This window comes from Pseudomonas sp. 05N434 (assembly GCF_056396965.1).
On record NZ_JBFTMK010000643.1, the window covers coordinates 1 to 2,600 of the forward strand.

The window sequence follows — 2,600 nt, forward strand, 5'->3', positions numbered from 1 at the left end:
CTCTATTCCCTGCTGGAGTTTAAGAGCTGGTTCGAAGAGAACCAGCGCGACGCCAAGCGTTCGGGTCAGGACATCGTCGAGGTCGCCCAGGAGCAGCCGGGTGCCGCCGAAGCGAAATACGAAACCATCCTCGACCAGAAGCGCTTCGAGGCCTGGCTGGACAAACTCGACAAGGCGCTGCTGATCGCCTTCGTCACCGAAACCAACGGCAGCGATGCCCAACACGCGCAACTGGTAGGCCTGTCGTTCTCTGTCGCGGCCAACGAAGCAGCCTACATTCCGCTGACCCATTCCTACATGGGCGTACCGGAACAACTGGACCGTGACACCGTGCTGCTGGCGTTGAAACCGCTGCTGGAAAACCCGAATAAACTGAAAGTCGGCCAACATGCGAAGTTCGACACCAATATCCTCGCCAATTGCGCCATCGGTGGCGATCAGAACAACGGGATTACTGTTCAGGGTATTGCCTACGACACCATGCTCGAGTCCTACGTACTGGACTCAACGGCCACCCGCCACGACATGGACAGCCTGGCGCTCAAGTACCTGGGCCAAAGCAAGACCGACATCCAGGAGATTGCGGGCAAAGGCGTCAAACAGCTGACCTTCGACCAGATTTCCCTTGAGCTGGCGGGTCCCTATGCCGCCGAAGACGCCGATGTCACCTTCCGCCTGCATCTGGTATTGCAGGAAAAACTGACCGCGACGCCAAGCCTGGTCAAAGTGCTCAACGAGATTGAAATGCCGCTGATGCCGGTCCTGGCCCGTATCGAGCGCCAGGGCGCGCTTGTAGACGCCAACCTGCTGGGCATCCAGAGCGTCGAGCTGGGCGAGAAACTGGTCGCCCTTGAGCGTGAGGCCTTTGCCATTGCCGGTGAAGAATTCAACCTTGGCTCGCCAAAGCAACTGGGCGTGATCCTCTACGAAAAGCTCGGTTTGCCTGTACTCAGCAAAACCGCCAAGGGTCAGGCGTCGACTGCCGAAGCCGTGCTGGCCGAGTTGGCCGAACAGGACTACCCGCTGCCCAAGGTGCTGATGCAATACCGCTCGCTGAGCAAGCTCAAAAGCACCTACACCGACCGTTTGCCAGAGCAGATCAACGCACGCACCGGGCGCATTCATACGTCTTACCAGCAAGCTGTCGCAGCCACCGGGCGTTTGTCGTCCATCGACCCGAACCTGCAGAACATTCCGATCCGTACCGCCGAAGGTCGCCGGATTCGTCAGGCGTTCGTCGCGCCGAAAGGCTACAAACTGCTGGCCGCGGATTACTCGCAAATCGAACTGCGGATAATGGCGCACCTGGCCAAGGACGAAGGCTTGCTGCATGCCTTCCGCAACAACCTCGATGTCCACCGGGCCACGGCCGCAGAAGTGTTCGGCGTCGAGCTGGATGCGGTTACCAACGATCAGCGTCGAAGCGCGAAAGCCATCAACTTCGGCTTGATCTACGGCATGAGCGCGTTTGGCCTGGCCAAGCAGATCGGCGTCGATCGCAAACAGTCCCAGGCCTACATCGACCGTTATTTCGCCCGTTATCCCGGCGTGCTGCAGTACATGGAGCGCACGCGCGCCCAGGCCGCCGAGCAAGGCTTCGTCGAAACCATCTTTGGTCGTCGCCTGTACTTGCCGGAAATCAACGCGAAAAACCAGGCCCTGCGCAAAGCTGCCGAGCGCACGGCGATCAACGCCCCGATGCAAGGCACCGCGGCGGACATCATCAAGAAAGCCATGGTGGCGGTGGACAACTGGCTGGCATCGTCAGGCCTGGACGCCAAAGTCATCCTGCAGGTACACGATGAATTGGTGCTCGAGGTGCGTGAGGACCTGGTCGACCAGGTACGCGAGGAGATTCGCGTGCACATGAGCAACGCCGCACAACTGGACGTACCGCTTCTGGTTGAGGTGGGCGCAGGCAACAACTGGGATGAGGCGCACTGAGCCGCCTGAAAAGACGTTTGTGCTGCGGCCTGGCGCTGCAGCACATGACGAAGGGCTATAGAGCAGAAAATGACAGCGATTATTTCCAATGGTTTTTGAAAATAGTCTGAACTAAATCCGTGAACCGCCACTCAGAGATACTGAATGGCTGGTGAAGCCCTTCGATGCTCCTATGTTGTGTTAAGTGTTGGCAGATATCTGGACCCCGCCCTAGCGGTCCGGAACTTGAACCCCGGAACTTCTCCCTCCCCATACGAAGTCCGGGGTTTTTTTTGCCTGCCAATTGGCCTCGAGAGACTTACTCGGCAGCCTCGGCACCCTTGTCCGCCAACTCCATCCAGTCCGCCAGTACGGTGTAGGCTTCTTCCAGGCCCATGCGCTTGGGGGCCGAAAACAGCTGGATAGTGATCGCATCGCCCCAACCCTTGCGGATTTCCGATTGAACCTTGAGCAGCGTGTTTTTTGCCGCGCCGTAGGTCAGTTTGTCGGCCTTGGTCAGCAGAATATGCATCGGCATGCCGCTGGCGACGGCCCAATCGAGCATCAACAGGTCGAAGTCGGTCATTGGATGACGGATGTCCATCATCAGAATCAAACCTTTCAGACTCTCACGGCCACCCAGATAGGCTTCCAGGTGACGCTGCCAGTGCATCTTC

General features: G+C 58.5%; 2 protein-coding genes. One reads left to right on the forward strand and one right to left on the reverse strand.

The features are described 5' to 3' along the window. Positions 1 to 1,944, forward strand: a 1,944-nt coding sequence (polA, locus tag AC1DLB_RS27335) for a DNA polymerase I (protein WP_477786035.1), incomplete at its 5' end; no start/stop codon positions are given. Between the two features lie 298 nt (positions 1,945 to 2,242). On the opposite strand, the gene AC1DLB_RS27340 is transcribed toward polA, so the two are convergent. Next, positions 2,243 to 2,600: GTP-binding protein (locus AC1DLB_RS27340; RefSeq protein ID WP_477786036.1), on the reverse strand; the 358-nt coding region annotated here is incomplete at its 5' end.